Consider the following 26,505-nt stretch of genomic DNA (forward strand, 5'->3'; position numbering starts at 1 on the left):
GCATTCTGTCAGGTCGACAGGAGCTGGAGCGCAATGCCGTCCAGGATGTCGGACTCGCTGACGACGAGTTGCTCCGCGCCGACCCGGCTGGCAATGCGAGCGGCGATCAGCGCACCGGCGGTGATGACATCGGCGCGCTTCGGGTGCATGGAGGGGACGGCGCGGATCTGCTCGACGGTCATGCCGCTGAGCTGCTCGGCCAGCGCCAGCACAGCCTGGGTCGGGATCGTGGCACCGTGGACCCGCTCACGTTCATAGACCGCCAATCCGAGGTGCATCGCGGCCAGGGTGGTCGCGGTGCCAGCCACGCCGATCCAGGTCGCCACTCCGTGCAGCTCGACCACGGCCTCGTCCAGCAGTCCGTCGATGTACGCCGTGGCGGTGGCACGATCGGCCGCCGAGGCCGGATCACCGGGAAGGAAGCGTTCCGTGATCCGGACCGAACCGATGTCCAGCGACTGGGCCGCGTCGATCTCGCCACGGACCGTACCGGTGATCAGTTCGGTCGAGCCACCTCCGATGTCCATCACCAGCACGGGCTCGGCCTCAGGAGCGAGCCCGCTGAGGGCTCCCGTGAAAGAGAGTTTGGCCTCCTCCTCGCCGCTGATCACCTCCGGTAGCACCCCGAGACGACGCTGGATCCCGGCGAAGAACTCGTCTCGGTTGCGGGCGTCGCGAGCAGCAGAGGTGGCGACGAACCGGACGCGGTCGGGGTCGACCCGATGATCGGAGACCGCCTGGGCGTAGTGGTCAGCTGCGGCGAAGGTCCTGCCGAGAGCATCCGGATGAAACTCCCCGGCCGCATCCACACCCTGGCCGAGCCGGACCATCTCCAGCCGTCGGTCCAGCTCGACCAGCTTGCCGTTCTCGTCGGCCTCGGCCACCAGCAGTCGGATCGAGTTCGTCCCGCAGTCGATGGCGGCCACCCGGTTCATCGCTGCTCCTGCCGTTCGGTCTGGTCGTCGCCGAGGCACGGCCTGGTCCAGAACGTCCCGATCATCGCCAGGGCCTCATCCCCGAGCGGATTCACCCCGGCACCGGCGGCGAGCGCATGTGCCACCAGTACGTGCAGGCACTTGACCCGGCTCGGCATCCCGCCCGCGCTGACTCCGGCGATCTCCGGCACCTCCCCGAGTGCGGCGCGGTCGCGAAGATAGGCCTCGTGGGCCCGCCCGTACTTCGCAGCCAGCTCGGCGTCGGTCTCCAGCCTGTCGGTCATCTCCGCCATCACGCCCTGTGACTCCAGCGTCGAGCAGGCCGCCGTCGCTCGCGGACAGGTCAGGTAGTAGGTGGTGGGGAACGGGGTGCCGTCGGCCAGCCGCGGTTCGGTGGCCACCACCGCGGGCTTGCCGCACGGGCAGCGGTACGCGACGCCGGCGACGCCCCGGGGTGGGCGCTGCAGCTGCGCCTCGACGATGGCCTCATCCTCGCTGCTCATGGGTTCGAACGTCACCGGGTCAGTGTCTCAGGTCTGCGGTCTGGCCCTCGATAGTGTGGCTCTCGCCCACCGCGACCACCTCCAGGAGACGGGAATGAACCTCACCGCCGATCCGGCCGCAGCCAGGCCCGGCGCCGTCGTTGTCGTCGGGTCGCTCAACATCGACCTGACGGTTCGGACCGAACGCTTCCCGCAGCCTGGCGAGACCCTTACCGGGTCGGAGCTGTTCACCACCCCCGGCGGCAAGAGTTCCAACCAGGCGGTGGCCGCCAGCCTGTTGGGATCGCAGGTCCGGCTGGCCGGCGCCGTCGGGAACGACCGCAACGGCGCCTTCCTGCTGCAGGCGGCTGTCGAGGCCGGCGTCGACGTCTCCGCCGTCAGGCAGCTGGACGACCATGCGACCGGCTCGGCGATGATCGTCGTCGCCTCCGGTGGTGAGAACACGATCATCGTCTCGCCGGGCGCAAACGGCGCCCTCGTCCCAGCAATGGTCGACCCAGCGGCGCTCGACGGTGCGGCCGTGCTGTGCCTGAGTCTGGAGGTTCCCCTGGCCACTGTGCAGGCGTTCGCCCAGGCCGCCCACGACCGTGGCGCCCTGGTGCTGCTCAACCTGTCCCCCTACCGTGAGGTGCCGGCGCGGCTGCTGGAACTGGCGGACGTACTGCTGGTCAACCGGGCCGAGGCGGCGTTGGTGCTGGGCACTGATCTGCAGGATCCCGACTGGGCCGAGGTGCTGCAGCGGTTCGGTCGACGGGGTGTGCACCGGGCCGTCGTGACCCTCGGCGCCGAGGGCGCGGTCGTCCTGGACGGCACCGGTCCGGACAACCTGGTGACCTCGATCGAGCCGGTGCCGGTCACCGCCGTCGACACCACCGGCTGCGGGGACGCCTTCATGGGTGCGATCGCCCACCGGCTGGCCGCCGGCGCCACCCTGGTGGACGCCGCCCACTTCGCCGGTCGCGCCAGCGCCCTCGCCGCAACAGCGCCCGGCGCCCAGTCCTCGTACGCCACCTTCGCCCAGTTGAGGTAACTGGCGCACGTCCGCTTCGCGGCTTCGCGCTCTGAGCGATCGAGTGGAGCGCGGGGGCCGTTGCTTCTCTTGGCGTCAAGCGAGATGGGTTCTGGGCGAGGTGTGGGAGAAACGGAGGACGGTTGGCCCCTGACCCGCTGCCAAGAACTCGCGTCCTGTCGAGATTTATGGCTGGATCGGCACTTTCCGGCCGCAAAAGTCGCGTTCTGTCGAGTTTTCGACCGGGTTCGAGCCGTTGTCCGGCAGAAGTCGCGTTCTGCCGAGTTTTCGACCGGGCGATGGCGCGTCATGAAGGACGGGGTAATGGCGCGTCACGAAGGACGGGGCAATGGCGCACTACGCGCTCTGAGCTTGTCGAAGAGCCGCCCTTCGACAAGCTCAGGGCACATACAGGCTCAAGGCGCGTGGGCCCTTCGACAGGCTCAGGGCACGTACAGGGTCAGGGCGCGTACAGGGTTCGGGGGCGTTGGCGGGCTCACAGGTGGAGGGCGGGGGCTGTGCGGGGCTTGTTACGGCCGGTTAACTCCACGCACCTTGGGTGAAACACGGCGTCCCTAGCGTTCTCGGCATGGCTACCGAGACGACCTCGATGACGCAGGCCCCGACCGGGGACACGACCGCGACGCAGCAGATGACGACCCGACGCGGTCGTTGGATCGACCACTGGGATCCCGAGGACCCCACCTTCTGGCGGGATGGCGGGCACCGGGTGGCGCGCCGCAACCTGAGCATCTCCGTGTTCGCCGAGTTCCTCGGGTTCGCGGTCTGGGCTCTGTGGAGCATCGTGGTGCCGCAGCTCGCTGCCGCCGGGTTCAGCTTGACCCTCGACCAGCAGTTCTGGCTGATCGCCGTGCCCAGCCTGGTCGGGGCGACCCTGCGGCTGCCGTACACCTTCGCGGTACCCCTGTTCGGCGGCCGGAACTGGACCATCATCTCGGCGCTGCTGCTGCTGGTCCCGACCAGCGCCCTCGCCCTGGTCACGACGAGGCCCGAGACGCCGTTCCCGGTGCTGCTGGTGGTGGCCGCCCTCGCCGGTGTCGGCGGTGGCAACTTCGCCTCGTCGATGGCCAACATCTCGTTCTTCTATCCCGAGCGGGAGAAGGGCAAGGCGCTTGGTCTGAACGCTGCCGGCGGCAACGTCGGCACCGCGGCCGTGCAGTTCGCGGTACCGATCGTCATCGCCATCGGCGCCGGCGTCTCTCTGCAGCGGGCCGGGCTGGTGTTCCTCCCGTTCATCCTGCTCGCGGCCTTCCTTGCCTGGCGGTTCATGGACAACCTGAGCCACGCCAAGGCGGACTTCCGCGCCTTCGCTGCCGCCGTCCACAACCCGCACACCTGGGTCATCTCCTTCCTCTACATCGGCACCTTCGGTTCCTTCATCGGCTACTCCGGCGCCTTCCCCACCCTGCTGAAGAACCAGTTCCCCGAGATCTCGGTGTCGGTCGCCTTCCTCGGCGCCCTGGTCGGGTCGCTGGCGCGGCCGTTGGGCGGCATCGTGGCCGACCGGGTCGGCGGCGCCAGGGTCACCATCGTCGCCTTCCTGGTGATGGCTGTCGGCGCGCTGGGGGCGATCTCGGCCCTCCGGTCGCACTCGTTCGGGCTGTTCCTGTCGTCGTTCCTGATCCTGTTCGTCGCCACCGGAGTCGGCAACGGCGCCACCTACCGGATGATCCCGGCCGTCTTCCAGGCCACCTCCGCCAACCGGAGCCAGTCCGTACTGGCCCGAAAGGCAGCGGCCGGCTGCATCGGGATCGCCGGTGCCATCGGCGCCTTCGGCGGCTTCGGGATCCCGCGCGGGTTCGCCGTCTCCAACGCGATGTCCGGCTCGCTCCAGCCGGCCCTGTGGATCTTCATCGGCGTCTATCTGGTGATGGCTGCCACCTGCTGGACCGTCTACCAGCGCCGCGGCTCGGCCATTGCGGCCGCCACGATCTGAGGACCGCCTTGACCACGACTGCTGCCACACCGGCGGTGGCGGACCCCACCGGTCCCACCATTGCCACGCACTGCCCCTACTGCGCGCTGCAGTGCGCCATGACCCTGGCTGGGCCACAGGCCGAGGTATCAGGCCGCGACTTCCCCACCAACAAGGGTGGTCTGTGCCAGAAGGGCTGGACCAGCGCCACCGTGCTGCGGGCGCCGGACCGCCTGACGACGCCGCTGATCCGCGGCCGCGACCACGAGCTGCACCCGGCCAGCTGGGACCGGGCCCTCGCCCTGATCGCCGAGCGGATCACCGCCACCAAGGCGACGTACGGTCCGGATGCCGTGGCCGTCTTCGGCGGCGGCGGGCTGACCAACGAAAAGGCCTACACCCTCGGCAAGTTCGCAAGAACCGCGATCGGCACGGCCAACATCGACTACAACGGTAGGTTCTGCATGGCCAGCGCGGCCGCCGCCGCCAACCGCGCCCTCGGCGTGGACCGCGGGCTGCCGTTCCCGCTGGCAGACCTGGCCGGCGCCCAGGCGATCCTGCTGCTCGGCAGCAACCTGGCCGAGACGATGCCGCCGGCTGTGCAGCATCTGGCCGGCGTACGTGGGCAGGGCGGACTCATCGTCGTTGACCCGCGCCGCAGCGCCACGGCTCGGCTGACCGCCGACGGTGCTGGGATCCATCTCCAACCCGCACCGGGAACCGACCTGGTGGTACTGCAGGCTCTGCTGCACGTGGTCTTCGCCGAGCGGCTGGCCGACGAAAGCTACCTGGCCCAGCGGACCTCGGGCGTCGAGCAGGTCCGCCGGTCGGTCTCCACCTGGTGGCCGGAGCGGGCCGAGCAGGTCTGCGGGATCAACGCCGAGACGCTGCGTACGGTGGCTCGCCGGCTGGCCGCCGCCAGCCCCGCACACGGCGGCCGGGGTGCGATGATCCTGTCCGGTCGCGGCGTTGAGCAGTCCACCCAGGGGACCGACACGGTCACCGCGGCCATCAACCTGGCGCTGGCCCTCGGGCTACCCGGCCGGGCAGCCAGTGGCTACGGCGCGATCACCGGTCAGGGCAATGGACAGGGTGGCCGCGAGCACGGCCAGAAGGCCGACCAGCTTCCCGGTTACCGCAGGATTGACGACCCCGCAGCCCGCGCCCAGGTGGCTGGCGTCTGGGGAGTGGACCCCGAGACGCTGCCGGGCGTCGGGCTGCCGGCGGTGGAGCTGTTGCGCCGGCTCGGCACCCCCGAAGGACCGAAGGTGCTGTTGGTGCACGGCAGCAATCTGCTGGTCAGCGCACCCAACGCCGGCCGGCTCCGTGACCGGCTGGCGGCGCTGGACCTGCTGGTGGTCAGCGACTTCGTACCGTCGGAGACCGCACTGCTGGCCGACGTCGTGCTGCCGGTCACCCAGTGGGCCGAGGAGGAAGGCACGATGACCTCCCTGGAGGGCCGGGTCATCCGGCGCCGACGCGCCATCGACCCGCCGCCCGGGGTCCGCTCGGAGCTGGACATCCTGGCCGAGCTGGCCCGACGGCTGGAGTCGGAGGTCGACCTCGAGACCGGCCCGGCGGCGGTATTCGACGAGCTGGCTCGTGCCAGTGCCGGCGGTCCCGCGGACTACAGCGGTCTCAGCCACGCCCGGTTGGACCTGGAGCCGGACCTCTTCTGGCCCTGCCCGGCCACCGGACCCGCTGGCTCGCAGCATCCCGGCACAGCGCGGCTGTTCACCGACACCTTCCCGACCGCGGACGGCCGGGCCCGAATGATCGCCGTGGACCATCGAGGGCCCAGTGACGATGTCCGCCCCGACGCGCCGATCTACCTGGTGACCGGCCGCGTGCTGCAGCACTACCAGTCAGGGGCCCAGACCCGGCGGGTCCCCGAGCTGGCGAAGGCCTGCCCCGGCCCGTACGTGGAAATGCACCAGGCGCTGGCCGACCGGATCGGCGTCGTCGAGGGAGAGCTGGTGGTGCTGACCAGCAGTCGGGGTGAGGTCACGGCGGCGGCCCGGCTGACGAGCAACATCCGCACCGACACCGTCTTCATGCCGTTTCACTGGAGCGGTGCCGGCAGCGCCAACCTGGTGACGACCGATGCAACCGACCCGATCTCGGGGATGCCCGAGTTCAAGGTCTGTGCGGTGTCGATCTGCGCCTCCCGGCCGTCACAGCAGGCTGCCGACCCCGCCCCGCGCCGAAGCGGAGACTCGCTTTCTCCGGTGCCCGTTCGCGTCCTGATGGATGAGGAGAACAGATGACCACCCGAATCGTCGTCGTCGGACACGGCATGGTGGGTTCCCGCTTCGTCGAGGACCTCCTCCGCCGGGACCACGACCGTCAGTACGACATCACCGTGCTCGGCGCGGAGGGCTACGAGCCGTACAACCGGGTGCTGCTGAGCGACGTAGTGGCGGGCCGGGTCGAGGTCACGGGGCTGGTGCTGCCTGGCGCCGCCGATGAGCGGGTCCGGGTGCTGCGTGGAGTGGGAGCGCGCCGGATCGACCGGCGGGCGCGGCTCGTGGTGGCCTCCGACGGCAGCAGGCACGCCTATGACCGGCTGGTGCTGGCCACCGGCTCCCGGGCCCGGATTCCCGACCTGCCTGGCCTGGAGCGGCCCGGCGACCCGACCGCCGGAGACCTGCCTGGACTGCCCGCCGGCATCCACCCGCTCCGCACCCTCGACGATGCGCGCGAGATCGTGGCGGCCACCGTCAACGCCGGCATCGCCGTCGTCCTCGGTGCCGGCGTGCTCGGCCTCGAGGTGGCCTGCGGACTGGCCAGGCGCGGCCTGCAGGTGACGGTCATCCACGGCAATCCGACACCGATGGACCGGCAGCTGGACACCGGGGCAGGGCAGACGGTGGCCGCCTCGCTCACCGGGATGGGCATCCAGCAGCGCATGTCGGCAAAGATCGACGAGGTGCTCGTCTCGGACGGGAGGCTGGCCGGGATCCGGCTGGTCGGCGGTGAGCAGGTTCCGGCCGAGCTGCTGGTGCTCGCCTGTGGCACCGAGCCGGAAACCCGGCTGGCCGCCGACGCCGGCCTCGCCGTGGGCCGAGGGGTGATCGTGAGTGAAGCGCTGTCCAGTCCGACGGACGACAACGTCTTCGCCATCGGCGACTGCGCCCAGCCGCCGGAAGGTTCGTCGGGGCTGATCGCCCAGGGCTGGGACCAGGCCCGTCAGCTGGCCGCCAGACTGACCCGGACTGCCCACGCGACCTCGGCAGCGGCACCGCGCAATGATGTCGTCCGGGTCAAGGCTCACGGTCTGGAGGTGGTCGCGATGGGTGTCTGCGGTGAGCGCCGAGTGAACGACCCGACCCACCGCACCCTTCGGTTGAGCGATCCCGACCAGGGCCGACATCTGGAGGTGGTGGTGGCGGGCGGCCTGCTGGTCGGCGCCACCTGCGTGGGCTCGCCGGCCGTCGGTGCGGACCTGGTCTCGGCCTTCACCCGCGGTACGCCCGTTCCGGCCGACCCGGCCCAGCTGCTGATCCGCTCACTGGCGCCGGCCGCAACCCCGGCGACCTCACCGACCCACATTCCCGACCGGGCCACCATCTGCAACTGCAACGGCGTGCGCAAGAAGGACATCGTCTCGGCCTGGCGGTCTGGCGCCCGCGCGGTCTCGGAGGTGGCCTGTGCCACCCGGGCGACAACCGGCTGTGGCACCTGCACCAATGCGGTCTGCGGCATCGTCGACTGGCTCGCCAGCGTCGACCCGCAGCCGGACGAATCGCCCTCACATCCACGCTCCGAACGGGGTGAGCAGGGTGTTACACCCGGGAAACACCACCTGCACACAGCGGAAATCACGGCTGGTTAGCGTCATGGGCATGAGCAGCGCACCGAACTCCCCCGGATCCCATCCGACCGGGAAGCACCTCGTCGTCGTGGGTGGCGGCATGGTCGCCCAACGGCTGGTCGAGGCCCTGCGCGCACGGGACACCGGCAACGTCTGGCGCATCACCGTCGCCTCTGAGGAGGCGGCGTTGCCCTACGACCGGGTCGCGCTGACCAGCTTCTTCTCCGGCCGGACACCGGCGGACCTGGCCCTCGGCGACGTCACCCTGTGGGACGACCCGTACGTCCGGCTGGCCAGCGAAGTTGCCGCCACCGCCATCGACCGGCAGTCCCAGACCGTGACGCTGGCCGACGGGACGGTCGAGAGCTACGACCACCTCGTGCTGGCCACCGGGTCGTACGCGTTCGTGCCACCGGTGGACGGCGCCGACCTGCCGGGCGTCTTCGTCTACCGCACCGTCGAGGACGTGGCCGCGCTGCGCGACTGGGTGCAGGAGCTGAACGACCGGCTGGACCGACCGGTACGCGGCGCCGTGGTCGGCGGCGGACTGCTCGGTCTGGAGGCCGCCGGAGCCCTGCAGGCGCTGGGCGCCGACAGCACAGTGATCGAGTTCGCGCCGCGGCTGATGGCGCTGCAGGTCGACGAGGGCGGCGGTCAGGCGCTCAACCGGCTGATCACCTCCCTCGGCATCGCCGTCCGGACCGAGACCGCGACCGCTCGACTGGTCGCCGACGGGTCAGGACCGGTGTCGCGGATGGAGTTCGCCGACGGCGACCAGCTGGACGTGGATGTGGTCATCTTCGCCACTGGCGTACGGCCGCGGGACGAGCTGGCCGGCGAAGCGGGTCTGCCGCTCGGGCCGCGCGGCGGTGTCGTCGTCGACGAGGCCTGCCGCAGCCTCGACGAGCACGTCTCCGCCATCGGCGAGGTCGCCTGCATCGAGGGGCGTTGTCTCGGACTGGTCGCCCCCGGCTACACGATGGCCGAGGTCGTGGCCGACCGACTGCTGGGTGGCCAGGCCACCTTCCCGGGGGCCGATCTGTCCACCAAGCTGAAGCTGCTGGGTGTCGACGTGGCGAGCTTCGGCGACGCCTTCGCCACCACCCCCGGTGCCCTCGAGGTGGTGTTCGCCGACCCGGTCGCGGGCGTCTACAAGAAGCTGGTGCTGTCGGACGACGCACGGACCCTGCTAGGTGGGGTTCTGGTGGGTGACGCCAGCGCGTACGCCTCGCTGCGCCCGATCGTCGGCCGTGAGCTCAATGGCGACCCGAGCGCCTACCTGCTGCCGGAGGGGTCGGCGCCGGCGCCGGGCGGCGACCTCCCCGACGATGCCGGCGTCTGCTCCTGCAACAACGTCTCGGCCGGAGCGATCCGGTGTGCCGTCGCCGAGGGCGACTGCGCGGATCTGGCCGGCGTGAAGGCCTGCACCAGGGCCGGCACGAGCTGTGGCTCCTGTCTGCCGCTGGTCAAGCGGCTGGTCACCGATGAGCTGCAGAAGTCGGGGGTGACGGTCAGCAACGCGCTCTGTGAGCACTTCGAGCTGTCCCGGGCGCAGCTGTTCGACGCCGTCCAGGTGACCGGACTGCGTTCGTTCTCCGAGATCGTCACCCGGCACGGCCAGGGTCGCGGCTGCGACATCTGCAAGCCGGTGGTGGCCTCCATCCTGGCGTCGCTCGGCAGCGGTCACATCCTGGCCGGTGAGCAGGCGGCCCTGCAGGACACCAACGACCACGTGATGGCCAACCTGCAGAAGGACGGCAGCTATTCGGTGGTCCCCCGGATTCCCGGTGGTGAGATCACCCCCGAGGGCCTGCTGGTCATCGGGCAGGTGGCCAAGGACTTCGGGCTCTACACCAAGATCACCGGTGGTCAGCGGATCGACCTCTTCGGTGCAAGGATCGAGCAGTTGCCGCACATCTGGCGCCGGCTGGTCGAGGCCGGCTTCGAGTCCGGCCACGCCTATGGCAAGGCGCTGCGCACGGTGAAGTCGTGTGTCGGCTCCACCTGGTGCCGCTACGGTGTGCAGGACTCGGTCGGGTTGGCGATCGCCCTCGAACTGCGCTACCGCGGTCTGCGGTCGCCGCACAAGATCAAGCTGGGCGTCTCCGGCTGTGCCCGCGAATGCGCCGAGGCCCGCAGCAAGGACGTGGGCGTGATCGCGACCGACAACGGCTGGAACCTGTACGTGGGCGGCAACGGCGGTTTCACCCCGCGTCATGCCCGGTTGCTGGCCGAGGACCTCGACACCGAAACGCTGGTCCGCACCATCGACCGGTTCCTGATGTACTACGTCCGCACCGCGGACCGGCTGCAGCGCACCGCGCCATGGATCGAGGAGGTCGAGGGCGGCCTCGACGGGGTCCGCAGCGTGGTGCTCGAGGACTCACTCGGCATCTGTGCCGATCTCGACCAGGCGATGGCTGCCCACGTGGAGCACTACTCCGACGAGTGGGCCGATGCGCTGGACGACCCGGAGAAGCTGCGCTGGTTCTCCTCCTTCGTCAACGCCCCCGAGGAGGCCGACCCGTCGTTGGCCTACGTCAACGAGCGCGGGCAGGCCCGCCCCGCCACCCAGACCGAACGCCAGCAGAGCGCTGTGCTGATCGCCGGAACTACTTTGGAGGTACGTCAATGACGCTGCTCGATTTCGTCTCCCCCAGCGGCCAGGACGAGCCGACCTGGCAGCGGGTCTGTCGGCTCGACGACCTGGGGGCAGAGCGTGGGTCCGTCGCACTGCTCAACGGCCAGCAGGTCGCCCTGTTCCGGCTGCTGGACGGTGAGGTGTACGCCGTCCAACAGCTCGACCCGTACAGCGGCGCGTACGTCATGTCCCGCGGCATCGTCGGCAGCCGTGGAGATGCCCCGACCGTCGCCTCGCCGATGTACAAGCAGGTGTTCGACCTGCGCAACGGCTTCTGCCTGGACCCGATGGGCAAGGAGCCGGTGCACCTGCAGACCTGGCCGGTGCGGGTCAGTGACGGCGACGTCCTGGTGGGGACTGGGTCGATGCTGCTGACCGTCGAGAGCGCTGCATGACCACCCTGTTGGGTATCGAGCTGTCCGGCCGCAGCGTGCTTATCGTCGGCGGCGGACCGGTCGCTGACCGTCGGGCTCGGGCAGCGCTGGACGACGGCGCCCGGGTCACGGTGGTGGCACCGGAGCTCGACGCAGGACTTGGCGGCTTGGCCGCGTCGGCGAAGGTGGACTGGCGCCCGCGTCCGGTCCGCCCCGAGGATCTGGACGGCGTCTGGCTGGTGCAGGCGGCCACCGACTCAGCCGAGGTGAACGCCGCCGTTGCCGATTGGGCCAGCGACCAGCGGGTGTGGTGCGTCAACGCTGGCAACGTCGAGCAGGGCAGTGCCCGGACACCGGCCACCGCACACGGGGACGACCTGCTGGTCGGCGTCGTCTCGGTCGGCTCTCCGGACCCACGCCGGGTGAGGGCGGTGCGGGACCAGCTGATCGTCCTGCTCCGCTCGGGGCGACTCGATCAACGCCGTCACCGGCGGCTCGACGGCCGCGCCGCCGGCAGGGAGCGACTGGCGTCATGACCGGCGGCGTCCAGGCCGCGCAGACGCACCCCCGGCGCATGTCGACAGCGGGAAACCAGGTGATGGCGGGATGTGTCGTGCTGATCACCGCAGACCGCCGCTCGGCGGAGCTGGCCGCAGCACTGACCCGGCGCGGCGCCTCGGTACGGCACGCGCCGGCGATCAGCATGATGCCGAACGCCGACGACGAGCCACTGTTGTCAGGCACCCGGGCACTGATCGACGATCCGCCGGACGTGGTCGTGGTGACCACCGGCATCGGGTTCCGCGGCTGGATTGAGGCGGCCGACGCGGCCGGCCTGGCCGACCAGCTGCTCGAGGTGCTGGGGTCGGCACGGATCGTCGCCCGCGGGCCCAAGGCGAGAGGCGCCATCCAGGCGGCCGGTCTGCAGGCTGACTGGGTGGCAGAGTCGGAGCTGTCGGCCGAGATCGCCGACGTGCTGCTGAGCGAGGGTGTGGCGGGGCTCCGGATCGCGGTGCAGCATCACGGCGCCGGCGCCGACGGGCTGGACGAGGTGTTCGAGTCGGCCGGCGCCGAGGTCGAGAGCCTGATCGTCTACCGGTGGGGCCCACCACCTGATCCGGAGGCATTGCAGCTCTCGGTCCGCCAGGTTGCCGCCGGTGAGCTGGACGCTGTGGTGTTCACCTCCGCCCCCGGAGCGGAGGCCTGGCTGGCTGCAGCGGAGCAGGCCGGCTGTCTGGAGGGAGTGCTCAACCAGTTCAGCAGTGGCACCATCGCCGCCGCGGTCGGCCCCGTCACGGCCGGCCCGTTGGGGCGCCGTGGCGTGACACCGGTGGTTCCTGAACGCGGCAGGCTGGGCGCGCTCGTACGCACCCTTGTCGATCACTACGAACAGGCCCAGACGCTGGCTCTGGACACGGTGGCCGGCAAGCTCCAGGTGCGCCGCCAGATGGCGGTGCTGGACGGTCGCATCCTGCCGGTCTCCCCCAGCGGTGTCGCGGTATTGCGACTGCTGATGGCAACTCCGGGCGAGGTCGTTCCCCGGAGTGCCGTACTGAAGGCACTGCCCGGCGACTCGAAGGACCCGCACACTGCCGAGGTGGCAATTGCCCGGCTGCGCGAAGCCACCGGGCAGCGCAGCTTGATCAAGACCGTCGTCCGGCGGGGGTACCGGCTGCAGCTCAGGACTGACTGAGCATCACCCCGGATCAGGCAGCGTGATCGACATCGGTATCAGGCCCCGGCCCGGCGATCTCCAACCAGCAAGAGGCGGGACAGTGGAGTCACGCCGGACTGGAGAACTGAAATGCCCATCTTCCGACCGCTGGATGCCAGCACGCCCGGGGGTGAACCCCCCAACCTCGACGAGGCTGCCGAGGTCATGCTGACCGGCCAGACGCTGAAACGCCTGCTGGCTGACGGATCTGCCCTGCCCGAACTCGAGGAGGCCATGCACACAGGTGACACCCGGGCCTTCGCGGCAGCGCTGGAACGCAACGGCGTCCTTGATCAGTTGGCGTTGATCTGCCGCTGGGTCTGCAGCTGGCACGTCCAACGCCGCTGCTTCTGGGTGTGTCGTGACCATGATCTCGAGGAGATGTCCCTCGAGGAGGCGCGCCAGGCGACCCTTGGGTTCGCCAAGCTTGCCGAGGTGGACGGGGTGCTGGAGAAGTTGATCGACGCTGTCGACTCCGCCGACGGCGACGTGTTCAACAAGCTGCTCGACCGGTTCGGCCTCGGTCGCTACTGCCGGTTCATCTGCGTGTTGATCTTGACCGTCCGCTGCGAGTTGTTCTGTCTGCGGTTGCAGCCCCGCGGCGAGAAGGAGAAGCCGCGCGACCTCGTCGCCGTCATCCGCGACGTGGCCAGGGCCACTGCCGCGGTCGCTGAGGATGACAACGGACTTGAGTCCGCGGTCAACGCCTACATGAGCGGCAACTTCGAGGTGATCCACCGGCTGCTGGAGGCCAAGGACGTCTTCCGGTTCTGCCGGTTGGTGTGCTGGTGGTTCTGCGTGCTGATCCCCTACCTTCGCTGCGTCCGGGTGTGCCGCGCACTCGGTCCGATCGACGTCGGTCGGATCCCGCGGCCCGGCGATCCCGGCCCGATCCGGCAGTGGGCCGAGGTGGTGGCCTCACTCGCCGCTGACCGACAGCAGGTGGACGAGTTGTTGGCGCCCGTCTTCGCCTTCGAAGACGACAAGTTCCTGGAGGCCGTCCGTCGGCACGATCTTCGGCTGTGGTGCCACTACGTGTGCTTCTGGTTCTATCGGCTGCGGTGCCACCGCAACTGCTTCCTCATCTGCCCACCGCGTCCTCCGCTGCCGCTGTTCTACCGGCTGGGAGAGTACGACTTCCCGGCCGAGGTGGACTCCGCGGCCGGTGGCAGCGGGCTGACCCTGCCCACGGGCCTGGATGGGCAGCGGGCCTTCTTCGCCACGGTGCGGCTGAACGGGTCGGAACTGCAGAAGCAGTACAACGGCGGAGGGCCCGAGTATCGCTTCGAGGTCAACACCGGTGCCGGCTGGACGCCCGTACTGGGTGGCCAGATCGCGCCGACCGCCATCGGCTCCTGGACCCGCGCCGGCCTGCTGACTCCGCAGATGTACGTGGTGAACAGCACCGGTGCCCCCAACGAGATCCCGGTCGTGGTCAAGCCGGGCGGCTGGATCGAGGTGCCGACAGCGAACAACTACTGGGGTGCCGAGGGCTACTTCTCGTCCAACGGCAACTACATCATGTTCGACACCACCACCGTGGTGGCGGCCACACCCCATGACGCGTCCAGTGTCGACGCGGGTGAGGCGGTGCCGAGCAGCGAGCTGGGTGCGGACCACACCATCGGCCTCCGGATGCGCTGGCGCAAGGTGGGCGACACCACGGACGGCCTGATTGTGGGAACGGCGGACACCGTCGCGGTCTCGAACGACCGGTGGAACCTGGTGAGCAAGGGCGGCAAGTGGTTGCCGAGCCGGGTCAACGGTCAGCTGGCCGTGGTCAGCCTGGACATCGATGAGCTCGGCGCCGGATGCGCCGACATCACCGACCAGCTGCACGTCCGCTACACCGCCTCGCATCCGAACCTGGGTGTGGTCAGCCTGGACCTGCAGGGCCCCGGCGGCCTGACGCTGACGATGGTGAACGACGCCTCCTCGACGCCGGACAACACCTTCGGAGTCGCCGAGATCACCGCACCGAAGACAGCATCAGACCTGCCCCGCTGCAGCTATATCGCCAAGCTCAGCGCGACCCTGATGCTCACCGACGGTGACCACGTCCCAGACGCCGTGCGGGACGAGATCGCCTTCCACAAGGCGTGACTCGACCGCTCTTCGACAAGCTCAGAGCGCGGAACGTGGCCTGAGCTTGTCGGGCACGTGCCCTGAGCTTGTCGGGCACGTGCCCTGAGCTTGTCGGGCACGTGCCCTGAGCTTGTCGAAGGGCCGCTCGCACCCGCAGAGCGCCAAGCGTGGGCGCGGGGGGATGTCGGAGCGTCAGCGACCGGGCGAGGGGGTGGAGTCGGCGGTGATGGTCGGCTCGTCGCTGGGCTTCTTCGGCTTCGGGGCCGGGTCATCGGCGGTCTTCAGGGAGCCGTAGAGGTCGGCCCACCAGGCCTGTCGCTTCTGGTCTCCGGCCGGCTTCTGATCGTCGGCACCGAGTTCGACACCGCCGTTGATCGGCTTGCCGTCCGGCCCCACCACCTTGTAGCCCACCTCACCGGGGACCACCCAACCGAGCCGTTCGCGTGCCTGCGACTTGACGTAGGCCGGATCGTTCCAGCGCTCGACCTCCGTCTGCAGGTCGGCGATCCGCTGTTGGCTCTTCGCGATCTGCTGCTTCGTGGCGGCGATGTCCTGGCGCTGGGCGAAATAGATCCGCAGGCTCGAGGCGTACGAGATGGTCAAGATCAGCAGCACCACGACGAGGGCGATCGCCCGGGTGGTGATGCTGGAACGCCGACGCATCCTGGCCGCGGTCTGCTGCTCCGCCGGAGAGGAACCCTCCGGGCTGTCCGGTCCCGACTGGTTGCCGTGACCCGGCCGGTGGGCGGCCGCCTTGCGGGGGATGCTGCGGGCGCGCGGCTTGCCCCGCCCCGGTCCGGCACCGGGGCGGGAGGTCGGCCTTGGACCGCTCGGCATTACCTGCTTGCCTTGCCCTTCGCAGCGAACCGCGGGAAGGCCGAGGCGCCGGCGTAGCGGGCGGCGTCATCGAGGTCCTCCTCGATCCGCAGCAACTGGTTGTACTTGGCGACCCGGTCCGACCGTGCCGGGGCGCCGGTCTTGATCTGACCGCAGTTCGTCGCCACCGCCAGGTCGGCGATGGTGGTGTCCTCGGTCTCACCGGACCGGTGGCTCATCATGCAGGCGAAGCCGGCCCGGTGAGCCAGGTCGACGGCGTCCAGGGTCTCAGTCAGCGAGCCGATCTGGTTCACCTTCACCAGCAGGGCGTTGGCTGCCTTCTCGTCGATGCCGCGCCGCAGCCGCTCGACGTTGGTGACGAACAGGTCGTCGCCGACCACCTGGACGTCGGCGCCGACCTTGCTGACCAGGCCGCTCCAGCCGGCCCAGTCGTCCTCCGCCAGCGGGTCCTCGATCGACACGATCGGGAAGGCGGCCAGCCACTCCTCGTAGATGGCGATCATCTCGTCCGCGGAGAGTTGCTTGCCCTCGAAGCCGTAGGTGCCGGCCTTCGCATCGAAGAACTCGGTGCTGGCCACATCCAGGGCGAGCCCGATGTCGGTGCCGAGCTTCAGTCCGGCGCTCTCGATGGCGGTCGCGATCAGCTCCAGCGCAGCCACGTTCCGCGGCAGGCTCGGCGCGAAACCGCCCTCATCACCCAGACCGGTGGACAGGCCCTGCTTCTTGAGCACCGACTTGAGTGCGTGGTAGACGCTGACGCCCTGCTCGAGGGCGTCCCGGTAGGTCGACGCACCGATCGGCGCGATCATGAACTCCTGGACGTCGACATCGCTGTCGGCGTGGGCACCGCCGTTGAGAATGTTCATCATCGGCACCGGCAGGGTGTGGGCATTGGGGCCACCGATGTAGCGGTACAACGGCAGCTCAGCCGACTGGGCCGCGGCGTGCGCGACCGCCAGCGAGACGCCGAGAATGGCGTTGGCGCCCAGTTTGGCCTTGTTGTCGGTGGCGTCCAGATCCAGCATGGCCTGGTCGACCAGCCGCTGCTCGCTGGCGTCGTAGCCCACCAGCTCGGGGCCGAGCTGGTCGATCACGCCGAGGACGGCCTTGCTGACACCCTTGCCGCCGTAGCGCTTGCCGCCATCACGCAGCTCGACGGCCTCGAAGGCTCCGGTCGAGGCACCGGACGGGACCGCAGCACGGCCCTCGGATCCGTCATCCAGGATTACCTCGACCTCGACCGTGGGATTGCCGCGAGAATCCAGGATCTCGCGCGCGCCGACGAACTCAATACTGGCCACTGAACTGCCTTTCGGGAGCTGGCCACGGCGCGGACGCGCTGCGGCGCAGGGAAATCGTAGGTTTGCCCCTCCAGACTAACGGCGGACGAGGGCGTTGCCGACCACCCAGGCAGGTGCGTCCCGCCTTTTCCAGACCACACCAGTGCTGGTCCAGACCTCGCCCGGCGGTGGTCTCACCGGTCTCGGCGGCTGCCCCAGGCGTGCACGGCATTGACGCCGACGATCCCCGCCCAGGCGATCACCGTCTCGATCAGCGTGCCCTGGACGATGGTGATCGCGGTGATCGGAATGCCGGCGCCCAACGAGATGATGCCGAGGACGAACCGCTGCGTTTGACCCCGCTGCGAGACCGCATCGACAGCGCGTACCCGCTCGGTCTGCTGTCTCAGCTCGGCTGTCCGGTACGCGGCCAGCTGCTCGATCCGCTCGGCCAACCCGGCCGCGATGTGCTCGTCGTAGTCGGGGCCCAGCTCCCCGCGGGCAGCCAGCGCCGCCTCGACGTCTCGGCGGGTCTCGTGCTGTGGCATGGACATGGCGACAGGCTACTCGCGAAGGCGACTCACAGGCTGCCGGGAATAGCCCCGGTCACACCCTGATCATGCCTCGTTCAGCCGCACCCTGATCATGCCTCGTTCAGCCGCACCCTGAGCCTGTCGTACGTGCCCTGAGCCTGTCGTACGCGCCCTGAGCCTGTCGTACGCGCCCTGAGCCTGTCGAAGGGCCAGCCGCATGCCGAATGGCAGGGTGTGGCTGCAAACTGCCCGCTTTCACAACCACACGCTGCCGTACGAAAGGAGTGCTAGCCCTTCGACAGGCTCAGGGCGCGGGGGTGGAGGTGGGCTCAGGGCTGGCTGGCGGACTCTGCCGCCAGCACCTGGGTCTCGAGGGTGCGGACGGCCTGGCGAATGGCCTGTTCGGCGTCGATCCCCTGGGCATGGGCGCGGGCGACGAGGTTGATCACGTCCTGTCCGACCGTGTCCGCCTCGACCGGGTCGGTCGGCAGGTCGAGCGGAACGTCCCTCGCTCGGGCCCGGGCGATGATCTTGCCGGCGCGCGCCACCGCCGACATCTTCTCCGGAATCCCCTCCAGCACCGAGGTACGGCCCTTCTCGGCCGCCTTGCGCTGCTCCCAGGTCGCGTGCAGGTCGGTCGGCACATCGTCGGAGGCGAAGACGTACGGATGGCGCGCGATCAGCTTGTCAGCGACGCCGCGGGCGACGTCCTCCAGGCTGAAGCCGTCGGGCCTCTCGGCCGCGATGGTGGCGTGGAAGACGACCTGCAGCAGCAGGTCGCCGAGCTCCTCGCGCAGGTGACTCTCATCGCCGGACTCGATCGCCTCGACCGTCTCCAGGGTCTCCTCGAGCAGATACTGCACCAGGCTGTGGTGGGTCTGTTCGGCGTCCCAAGGACACTCCCGCCTCAGCGTCTCCATCACCTCGATGAAGCGGATCAGCTCGGCGTGATCGCCCTGCCTCAGCGTCGGCTCAGTGCTCAACGCTGCTCGGAGGATCCGCTCTTGGACAAGGAGGACGACTGGTCCTGGACAGCGGTGCTGCCCTGGGCCGCGGCATCGGCGCTCCACACCCCATAGCGCGGGTTCAGCTTGACCTTGGCCTTCTTCAGGCCAGCCAGATAGGCCTCGACGCCCAGCTGCTTGGCGACGATCTGCTCGTCGGCGAGGTCGTAGGCGACCTGCCTGGCGGCCGGGACGGCGAGCAGCTTGGCCCCATCGGCGTCACCGGAGAACAACGCGTCCCGCTCGGCGTCGGTGATCGTGATCTTCTTCTCACTCGCCAGCTGGGCCGCAACCTCACCGCGGACCATGGCGTCGACGATCGCCTGCTCCTTGATCTGCCGCTCGGTCCCGAACGCCTGCGCTACGCCGGAAACGGCCTCGTGCAGCTGGCTCTGGGAGATCTGGACGCCGTCCACATAGGCGACCACATGGGGAGAACCACTCGCGCACCCGGCGACGGCGACCATCGCCAGACTTGCCAGCGCGGCGCCCGCGGTGCGTACGTGTCGGTGGCGCAGGGCCGCCTTGGGAAGAAAAGCCATCTCGTCATTCCATTCGGTGTCTGGGCCAATCGGGCGTCGAGGCCAACCGTGTCAGGTCCGACGCGATCCTACGCCACCGCGCCAGGCGCCGACGCCGGTCGCAGAGCGTCAGCCGGTCGCGAAGATGTCGTGGACCACCCGGGTACACCATTCCAGCAGGTCCGAGTCGCGCACCTGCTCACCGCCGATCGGTGCCGTCATCGGTCGCGGCACCAGAATGATGCCTGCGGCCTCCTTGACGATGCTGCGGGGGTGCAGCCGGTTCAGCCGCAGCAGCTTCGACTCGGCGAGCTTTGCGGGCCCGAAACGGATGTAGTTGCCCTGCGAGACGATCTCGCTCAGTCCCGCCTTGCGAGCCACCAACCGGAACCTGGCCACCTCCAGCAGGTTGAGCACCGGCCTGGTCGGCGGACCATAACGGTCGGTCAGCTCGGCCACCACGGCCTCGATGTCGGCCTCGGAGCGCACCTCGGCGAGCCGCTTGTACATCTCCAGCCGCAGCCGTTCGGACTCCACGTAGTCGGTCGGCAGGTGGGCCTCGACCGACAGCTCGATCCGGACCTCCGGCTCGGGTTCGGTCTCCACGCCGCGGTATTCCGCCACGGCCTCCCCCACCAGCCGGATGTACAGGTCGAAGCCGACATCGGCGATGTGGCCGGACTGCTCCCCACCCAGCAGGTTTCCGGCCCCCCGGATCTCCAGGTCCTTCATGGCCACCGCCATCCCGGCACCCAGGTCGGTATGGGCGGCGATGGTCGCCAGCCGGTCGTGGGCGGTCTCGGTCAGCGGTTTCTCCGGCGGGTACAGGAAGTAGGCGTAGCCCCGCTCACGACCTCGGCCGACCCGGCCGCGGAGCTGGTGCAGCTGGGACAGGCCGAGCAGGTCGGCCCGTTCGATCAGCAGCGTGTTGGCGCTGGAGATGTCCAGGCCCGCCTCGACGATGGTGGTACAGACCAGTACGTCGGCGCGCCGCTCCCAGAAGTCGACCATCACCTGCTCCAGCCGGTGTTCGCCCATCTGTCCGTGCGCGGTCACCACCCGGGCCTCGGGCACCAGCTCGGAGATCTTCTTGGCCACCTTGTCGATGCTGGTCACCCGGTTGTGGATGTAGAACACCTGACCCTCGCGGAGCAGCTCGCGCCGGATCGCCGCCGTCACCTGCGCCTCGTCGTACGGGCCGGCGAAGGTGAGCACCGGGTGCCGCTCCTCCGGCGGGGTGGCGATCGTGCTCATCTCCCGGATGCCGGTGATCGCCATCTCCAGGGTCCGCGGGATGGGTGTCGCCGACATGGCCAGCACGTCGACGTCCATCCGCAGCTTCTTCAGCTGCTCCTTGTGCTCGACACCGAACCGCTGCTCCTCGTCGATGATCACCAGGCCGAGATCCTTGAACTGGACCTCGCCGGACAGCAGCCGGTGGGTGCCGACGACAACGTCGATCTTGCCGCTCTTGACGCCCTCCTTGGTGGCCTTCGCCTCGGCATCGCTCTGGAATCGGCTGAGCGGCGCGACATTGATCGGGAAGCCGGCATAGCGGTCGGCGAAGGTGGCGTGGTGCTGCTGCACCAGCAGGGTGGTCGGCACCAGTACGGCCACCTGCTTGCCGTCCTGGACCGCCTTGAACGCGGCGCGCACCGCGATCTCGGTCTTGCCGTAGCCCACGTCGCCGCAGATCAACCGGTCCATCGGCACGATCTGCTCCATGTCGCGCTTGACCTCGTCGATGCAGGCGAGCTGGTCAGGCGTCTCGACGAAGTTGAAGGCATCCTCGAGCTCACGCTGCCAGGTGGTGTCCGGGCCGAAGGCGTGCCCTCGGCTCGCCTGCCGGGCGGCGTACAGCTTGATCAGCTCGGCGGCGATCTCGCGGACCGCCTTGCGGGCGCGGCCCTTGCGCTTCGCCCAGTCGCCGCCGCCCATCTTGTCCAGGGTCGGCGACTCGCCACCGACGTAGCGGGTGACCTGGTCCAGCTGGTCCATCGGTACGTACAGCCGGTCCGCGGGCTGACCGCGTCGGGACGGGGCGTACTCGATCACCAGATACTCCCGGGTTGACCCGGCCACGGCCCGCTGCACCATCTCGAGGTAGCGCCCGACGCCGTGCTGCTCGTGCACCACCGGGTCCCCCGCGGACAGCTCCAACGGGTCGATCTGGTTCTTGCGCCGGGCCGGCATCCGGCGGCTCGACTTGTCGGCGACCCCCCGCTGGCCGGACAGGTCGCCGGCGGTGAAGACCGCCAGCTTCACCGCATCGGCCAGGAACCCGTGCCGCAACTCGCCGGTGGTGACCGTGACCATCCGGGCAGCAGGCTCGTCGGTCAGCGTGTCGACCGACCTGGTGCCGATCTCCCGCTCGGCGAGCACCTCGGCCATCCGGTGGCTGGTGCCCTTACCCTCCGCGACCAGCACCACCCGCCAGTCATCGGCCACCTTCGCCGCGATGTCGCGGACCGCGTGCTCGGTGTCGCCGCGGTAGGTCTCGGCGGCGTGGGCGGCGATCGTCCGCGCCTCGACGCCGGCGGTCGACACCTGGGTGGAGAAGTCGACGAGGTCGCCGTCGTCGGTGCGCACCAGGGACTGTTCGGCTCCCGGCCCGGCGCTGAACGGCGACAGCGACCACCAGGCAAGCCCGCGGGCCAGCGCTGTCTGGCGCACGTCGGCCAGGGGCTGGTACGCGGAGGCGCCCAGGTCGATCGGCGCCTTGCCGCCACCGGCCGCGGCCGCCCAGGACGCGTGCAGGAACTCCTGGCTGGTGGTAACCAGGTCGATGGCGCGGCCACGCACCAGCTCGGGGTCGCAGACCAGCACATGGGTGTCCTCGGGCAGCAGCTCGACCAGCAGCTCCATCCCGTCCACCAGCACCGGCGACAGCGCCTCCATGCCGTCGACGGCATGGCCCTGGGCGATCTTCTCTAGCATCTCGATCAGCTCCGGGTGCTGTTCCGCAAGCGCTGCGGCACGGCCCCTGACCTCGTCGGTGAGCAGCAGCTCGCGGCAGGGCGAGGCGATGATGTCCTGCCGTACCAGGTCGCTGGAACGCTGGTCGGCAACGGAGAAGTAGCGGATCTCCTCCACCGTGTCACCGAAGAAGTCGATCCGGACCGGATGCTCCTCGGTCGGCGGGAAGATGTCGACGATGCCGCCGCGGACGGCGAACTCACCGCGCCGCTCGACCAGGTCGACGCGGACGTATGCGGCCCCGACGAGCGCCCGGGTCAGGTCGGCCAGGTCGATGTCCTCGCCGACGGTGAGCTGGACCGGGGTCAGGTCGGCCAGGCCCTTGACCTGCGGCTGCAGCACGCTGCGTACCGGTGCCACGATGACCCGCAACGGCTCAGTGCCGTCACGTCCGGCCAGCCGGCGCAGCACGGCGAGCCGGCGGCCGACGGTGTCCGAGCGTGGACTGAGCCGTTCGTGCGGCAGGGTCTCCCAGGCCGGGTAGTAGGCGACGGCCTCCTCGCTGAGCAGCGACTGCAAGGCGGCGGTGACGTCCTCGGCCTCGCGGTAGGTGGAGGTGACGACCAGCACCGGCCGGCCGGCTCCACCGCGTTCTGGCGGTGCTGCCAGGACGGCCGCGATCAGCGGTCGAAGGGCCGGCGGGGCGGTGAGGTCCAGGGCGCTGAGCGCGCGCGAGCGTGCATCACCGACAGCCTCGGAGATGGTGGGGTCCTGCGCAAGAAGATCGACGAGTCCCGAAAGGGTCACCGGACCAACCTACAACCTGGCAACGAGGCTCCCAATCCACTCAGGGCGGCCCGGCGGCCGGGCGCGTGCCGGGGAGCACGCCTGGTGGTCAACTGGTGGCCGTGGCGTGTCCGCGTTTCCGGTCGCGTCGTAGGGTCGAAGCCATGAGCCAGATGGAGCAGGAGCGTCCGTCGACAGTCGGACAGCTCCGGGAGCAGGGCTATGTCACCCGGGGCATCAAGCAGGAGATCCGCGACAACCTCGTCCACCGGCTGCGTTCGGGCGACGACGCCTTCCCGGGCATCGTCGGTTTCGGCGAGTCGGTGCTGCCCCAGCTGGAGAGCGCGCTGCTGGCCGGCCACGACCTGGTGCTGCTGGGCGAACGCGGCCAGGGCAAGACGCGGCTGATGCGGACGTTGGTGAGTCTGCTCGACGAGTGGAGCCCCGAGGTCGCCGGCTGCGAGATCCACGACGACCCCGAACACCCCGTCTGTGTCCGCTGCCGGGCGCTGGCGGCCGAGCTCGGTGATGACCTGCCGATCAGCTGGCGGCACCGCGACGACCGGTACACCGAGAAGCTCGCCACCCCGGACACCTCGGTCGGTGACCTGATCGGCGACGTCGACCCGGTCAAGGTGGCGCAGGGCCGTACCCTCGGCGACCCGGAGACCATTCACTACGGCCTCGTACCCCGGACCAACCGCGGCGTCTTCGGGCTGAACGAGCTGCCGGACCTGGCCGAGCGCATCCAGGTCGCGCTGTTCAACGTGCTCGAGGAGCGCGACATCCAAGTCCGTGGCTACTCGCTGCGGCTGCCGCTGGACGTGCTGCTGATCGCCACGGCGAACCCGGAGGACTACACCAACCGCGGCCGCATCATCACCCCGCTCAAGGACCGGTTCGGCGCCGAGATCAGGACGCACTACCTGACCGAGCTGCCCGACGAGGTGACGCTGCTGCGGCAGGAGGCCCGGCTGGTCGCCGAGGTCGGTGATCATCTGCTGGAGGTGCTGGCCAGGCTGACCCGGGGGCTGCGGGAGTCGTCCTCGGTCGATCAGCGTTCCGGGGTGTCGGCCCGCTTCACCATCGCCGCTGCGGAGGGGGTGGCCGCCTCGGCGTTGCGCCGGGCGGCGCGCACCGGTGAGGACCAGGCGGTGGCCCGGGTCTGCGACCTGCCGTTGGTGCTGCCGGCGCTGCTCGGCAAGATCGAGTTCGAGATGGGCGAGGAAGGCCGCGAACGGGCCGTCCTGGAGCATCTGCTCAAGGTCGCGGTGGCGACCACCTTCCGCGAGCGTCTGGGCGGGCTGGACCTGAGCGGGTTCACCAACCTGTTCGGGGAGGGTGACGTGGTGGAGACCGGGGAGCTGGTCCCGGCCGACCAGCTGCTGTCGCAGCTCGGCACCGTGCCGGGACTGTCGAAGGTGCTGGACCGGCTGGGCTACACCGATGCCGAGCTGACCAGCGATCCGCCCTCGGTGGGCCAGGCGGCAGCCGCGGCGGAGTTCGTACTCGAGGGGCTGCACCTGACCCGGCGGATCGACAAGGCCACGGTCGACGGCCGTACGGTCTACGGCGGCTGATCATGGCCGGCCGAGCTGATGATCACGGCGACCGGCACGGACGGTTCCGCTACGGGCCGTGGCGGGGAGGGCCGGACCCGCTGGCGCCGCCGTACGACGTCAGGGCCGCGATCGACCAGGTGGGCCGCGACATGCTGGCCTCCGGCAACCTCAGGGAGGCACTCCGAGACCTGATGCGCGACGGCGTCGACGGCCGCGGCGGGCTGGACAAGCTGGCTCAGCGGATCCGCAAGATGCGCCAGCGCGCACGACGGCGGGGCGATCTCGGCGGCACCCTCGATCAGGTCCGGGCGGCGCTGGACCAGGCACTGGCGGCCGAGCGCGAGACGCTGGCCGGGGCGGAGGACCTGGACGCCCGGCTGGCCGAGATGGAGCTCGACACGCTGCCCGACGACGTGGCCGGTGCCGTCCGGGCGCTGGAGGGCTACGACTGGCGCTCGGACGAGGCGCGCAACCTCTTCGACTCGATCCAGGACATGCTGCGCCGGGAGATCCTCGACGCGCAGTTCGCGGGGATGAAGCAGGCGCTGGAGCAGCCGGACTCCGAGAGCATGCAGCGGGTCAAGGACATGCTGGCCGACCTCAACGCGCTGCTGGCGGCTCATGCACGCAACGAGGACACCCAGGACCAGTTCGACGACTTCATGGCCAAGCACGGCGAGTTCTTCCCCGACCAGCCCAGCAACGTCGAGGAGCTGATCGACTCGCTGGCCCGGCAGCAGGCGGCGGCCCAGCGGATGATGAACTCGCTCAGCCCCGAGCAGCGCGAACAACTGAGCCAGCTGATGAGCCAGGCGCTGTCGGATGCGGACCTGGCGTCCGAGATGGCCCAGCTCAGCGACAACCTGCGGTCCCTGCGGCCGGGTCTGGACCGTCAGTCCCCCACCGGCATGCGCGGCCAGCAGCCGCTGGGCTACAGCGAGGCCGTCGAGGCCGTCGCCGAGCTGGCCGACCTGGAGGCGCTGGAGGCACAGCTGTCCCAGGACCACGCCGGAGCGAGCCTCGACGACGTCGACGTGGAGATGCTCGAGCGCCGGCTGGGCGACGGCGCGGTCCGCGACCTGGCGGCGTTGCGGGACCTGGAGCGGGAGCTGGAGCAGCAGGGCTATCTCCGGCGTACCGAGGACGGGCTGCGGCTGACGCCCAGGGCGGTGCGGCGGCTCGGCGAGTCTGCGCTGCGCCGGGTCTTCGCCCAGTTGGAGGCGAACGGCCAGGGAGACCACTCCGACCACCGGACCGGCTCGGCGGACGAGCCGACCGGCCAGACCCGGGCCTGGGTGTTCGGCGACGAGCTGCCGATCGACACCCCTCGGACGGTGGGCAACGCGCTGCGCCGCAAGGCAACCAGTGGGCTCCCGGCCGGCGGGGTCACGCTGGAGGTGGAGGACTTCGAGGTCACCGAGACGGAACGGCGGACCAGCGCAGCGGTGGCGCTGTGCGTGGACCTGTCGTTCTCGATGTTCAACGACGGCCGGTGGGGCCCGATGAAGCAGACGGCGCTGGCGTTGTCACACCTGGTCGAGACCCGGTTCCGCCAGGATGCGCTGCAGGTGATCGGCTTCAACCTGCTGGCCCGCAGGCTCTCCCCCGTGGCGTTGGCCGAGGCCGAACCCGAGTGGGTGCAGGGCACCAACCTGCAGCACGCCCTGATGCTGGCGTCCCGGCATCTGCGCCGGCACCCGGACGCCGAGCCGGTGGTGATGGTGGTCACCGACGGGGAGCCGACCGCACACCTGCTCGGCGACGGTCAGCCGTTCTTCCGCTGGCCGACCACGATCGACACACTGCGAGCAACGGTCGCCCAGGTGGATGAGCTGGCCCGCTATGGGGCCACCATCAACACCTTCATGCTGGGTGAGGACGAGGGCCTGGCCAGGTTCGTCGACGCGATCGCCCGCCGCGCCGGCGGCCGGGTGTTCACCCCCGACATCGGTCGGCTCGGCGAGTACGTCGTGGCCGACTACCTCCGGGCCCGTCGCGGCCGCCGCTGAGCCTTCGTCGGTTTCCCAAGTCGACTAGGGAAACTGGTACGTGGCC

The 26,505-nt window shown here is 69.9% G+C and carries 19 protein-coding genes; 11 read left to right on the forward strand and 8 right to left on the reverse strand.

Annotated features, from left to right (window positions below):
• Positions 1–8 precede the first annotated feature (8 nt).
• Complete coding sequence (locus tag JOE57_RS04885) at positions 9–935, reverse strand: Ppx/GppA phosphatase family protein (protein ID WP_204916662.1); 927 nt, start codon at positions 933–935, stop codon at positions 9–11.
• Positions 932–1,438 carry a DUF501 domain-containing protein gene (locus JOE57_RS04890; RefSeq protein ID WP_204920220.1) on the reverse strand — a complete coding sequence of 169 codons (507 nt, stop codon included), beginning with the start codon at positions 1,436–1,438 and terminating at the stop codon, positions 932–934. The genes JOE57_RS04885 and JOE57_RS04890 overlap by 4 nt, the downstream gene beginning before the upstream one ends.
• 94 nt (positions 1,439–1,532) lie before the next feature.
• Here JOE57_RS04890 and JOE57_RS04895 point away from each other — a divergent pair, with 94 nt between their 5' ends.
• The 9 genes from JOE57_RS04895 (at position 1,533) to JOE57_RS04935 (ending at position 15,029) form a co-directional block, all read left to right on the forward strand.
• Positions 1,533–2,468, forward strand: coding sequence for a ribokinase (locus JOE57_RS04895; protein ID WP_204916663.1), 936 nt, complete (start codon positions 1,533–1,535; stop codon positions 2,466–2,468).
• A gap of 568 nt (positions 2,469–3,036) precedes the next feature.
• Positions 3,037–4,404 carry an MFS transporter gene (locus JOE57_RS04900; protein WP_239578844.1) on the forward strand — a complete coding sequence of 456 codons (1,368 nt, stop codon included), beginning with the start codon at positions 3,037–3,039 and terminating at the stop codon, positions 4,402–4,404.
• Between the two features lie 8 nt (positions 4,405–4,412).
• On the forward strand, positions 4,413–6,650 hold the full coding sequence (locus JOE57_RS04905; protein WP_275588300.1) for a molybdopterin oxidoreductase family protein: 2,238 nt from the start codon (positions 4,413–4,415) through the stop codon (positions 6,648–6,650).
• Positions 6,647–8,218, forward strand: a complete 1,572-nt coding sequence (locus JOE57_RS04910) for an FAD-dependent oxidoreductase (protein WP_204916664.1) — start codon at positions 6,647–6,649, stop codon at positions 8,216–8,218. The genes JOE57_RS04905 and JOE57_RS04910 overlap by 4 nt, the downstream gene beginning before the upstream one ends.
• Before the next feature lie 10 nt (positions 8,219–8,228).
• Positions 8,229–10,832 (forward strand): nitrite reductase large subunit NirB, encoded by a 2,604-nt coding sequence (nirB, locus tag JOE57_RS04915; RefSeq protein ID WP_204916665.1) that lies wholly within the window; start codon positions 8,229–8,231, stop codon positions 10,830–10,832.
• Positions 10,829–11,233, forward strand: coding sequence for a nitrite reductase small subunit NirD (gene nirD / locus JOE57_RS04920; RefSeq protein WP_204916666.1), 405 nt, complete (start codon positions 10,829–10,831; stop codon positions 11,231–11,233). Before nirB ends, nirD begins: the two co-directional genes overlap by 4 nt.
• On the forward strand, positions 11,230–11,748 hold the full coding sequence (locus JOE57_RS04925; RefSeq protein WP_204916667.1) for a precorrin-2 dehydrogenase/sirohydrochlorin ferrochelatase family protein: 519 nt from the start codon (positions 11,230–11,232) through the stop codon (positions 11,746–11,748). Before nirD ends, JOE57_RS04925 begins: the two co-directional genes overlap by 4 nt.
• Positions 11,745–12,905, forward strand: coding sequence for a uroporphyrinogen-III synthase (locus JOE57_RS04930; protein ID WP_239578845.1), 1,161 nt, complete (start codon positions 11,745–11,747; stop codon positions 12,903–12,905). Before JOE57_RS04925 ends, JOE57_RS04930 begins: the two co-directional genes overlap by 4 nt.
• A gap of 111 nt (positions 12,906–13,016) precedes the next feature.
• Positions 13,017–15,029: a hypothetical protein gene (locus JOE57_RS04935; RefSeq protein WP_204916668.1), complete on the forward strand. Its 2,013-nt coding sequence runs from the start codon at positions 13,017–13,019 to the stop codon at positions 15,027–15,029.
• A gap of 174 nt (positions 15,030–15,203) precedes the next feature.
• On the opposite strand, the gene JOE57_RS04940 is transcribed toward JOE57_RS04935, so the two are convergent.
• The 6 genes from JOE57_RS04940 to mfd form a co-directional block, all read right to left on the reverse strand.
• Positions 15,204–15,848, reverse strand: a complete 645-nt coding sequence (locus tag JOE57_RS04940) for an FtsB family cell division protein (RefSeq protein ID WP_204916669.1) — start codon at positions 15,846–15,848, stop codon at positions 15,204–15,206.
• Positions 15,848–17,149 carry a phosphopyruvate hydratase gene (gene eno, locus JOE57_RS04945; protein ID WP_204916670.1) on the reverse strand — a complete coding sequence of 434 codons (1,302 nt, stop codon included), beginning with the start codon at positions 17,147–17,149 and terminating at the stop codon, positions 15,848–15,850. Before eno ends, JOE57_RS04940 begins: the two co-directional genes overlap by 1 nt.
• Before the next feature lie 173 nt (positions 17,150–17,322).
• Positions 17,323–17,682, reverse strand: a complete 360-nt coding sequence (locus JOE57_RS04950; protein ID WP_204916671.1) for a hypothetical protein — start codon at positions 17,680–17,682, stop codon at positions 17,323–17,325.
• Positions 17,683–17,990: 308 nt separating this feature from the next.
• The gene (locus JOE57_RS04955; RefSeq protein WP_204920224.1) at positions 17,991–18,581 is read right to left on the reverse strand and encodes a nucleoside triphosphate pyrophosphohydrolase; all 591 of its coding nucleotides are present in this window, start codon (positions 18,579–18,581) and stop codon (positions 17,991–17,993) included.
• 59 nt (positions 18,582–18,640) lie between these two features.
• Complete coding sequence (locus JOE57_RS04960; protein WP_204916672.1) at positions 18,641–19,207, reverse strand: SurA N-terminal domain-containing protein; 567 nt, start codon at positions 19,205–19,207, stop codon at positions 18,641–18,643.
• A gap of 108 nt (positions 19,208–19,315) precedes the next feature.
• On the reverse strand, positions 19,316–22,909 hold the full coding sequence (gene mfd, locus JOE57_RS04965) for a transcription-repair coupling factor (RefSeq protein ID WP_204916673.1): 3,594 nt from the start codon (positions 22,907–22,909) through the stop codon (positions 19,316–19,318).
• 143 nt (positions 22,910–23,052) lie between these two features.
• On the opposite strand from mfd, the gene JOE57_RS04970 reads away from it, so the two are divergent.
• Positions 23,053–24,468, forward strand: a complete 1,416-nt coding sequence (locus tag JOE57_RS04970; protein WP_204916674.1) for a sigma 54-interacting transcriptional regulator — start codon at positions 23,053–23,055, stop codon at positions 24,466–24,468.
• A 2-nt stretch (positions 24,469–24,470) separates the two neighbouring features.
• Entirely contained in the window at positions 24,471–26,459 is a 1,989-nt protein-coding gene (locus JOE57_RS04975; protein WP_204916675.1) for a vWA domain-containing protein, read from the forward strand.
• The last annotated feature ends 46 nt before the right edge of the window (positions 26,460–26,505 follow it).

Source organism: Microlunatus panaciterrae, from assembly GCF_016907535.1.
In the GTDB taxonomy this organism is placed as follows: domain Bacteria; phylum Actinomycetota; class Actinomycetes; order Propionibacteriales; family Propionibacteriaceae; genus Microlunatus; species Microlunatus panaciterrae.